This is a genomic window from Pseudoalteromonas sp. GW168-MNA-CIBAN-0100 (assembly GCF_040309225.1).
Classification (GTDB): Bacteria; Pseudomonadota; Gammaproteobacteria; order Enterobacterales; family Alteromonadaceae; genus Pseudoalteromonas; species Pseudoalteromonas arctica.
On record NZ_JBEOOL010000193.1, the window covers coordinates 1 to 387 of the forward strand.

Genomic DNA, 387 nt, shown 5'->3' on the forward strand with positions numbered 1-387 from the left:
TAGTAATACCCCTGTATAACATTACACCCTAAGCTAATAAGGTAGTTTTTTTGAGCTAGCTGCTCAACTCCCTCTGCCACTACCATTAAGTTTAAATTGCTTGCCAGTGCAATAAGCGCTGCAACTATTTGGCTATTGCCGTATTCATCAGGGATTTTAGCAATAAAGCTCGCGTCTATTTTTAATGTATCAAAAGGCAGTTTAGTTAAATAACTCAATGCCGAGTACCCGGTACCAAAGTCGTCTAATGCTATATGCACGCCCAGCTTTTTTAGTTGCTGCAACTGCGTTTTAGCCTGTGTAAATGAGCTAATAATGCTGCTTTCTGTCAGTTCTATTTCAAGTAAACTACCGGGTAAATTATAATGTTTAAGCATAGTGCTAATA

The 387-nt window shown here is 38.2% G+C and carries 1 protein-coding gene; it reads right to left on the reverse strand.

Annotation, left to right across the window (positions count from 1 at the left end; translation table 11 throughout):
- Positions 1-387: EAL domain-containing protein (locus AAEY62_RS20685; protein ID WP_350636141.1), on the reverse strand; the 387-nt coding region annotated here is incomplete at both ends.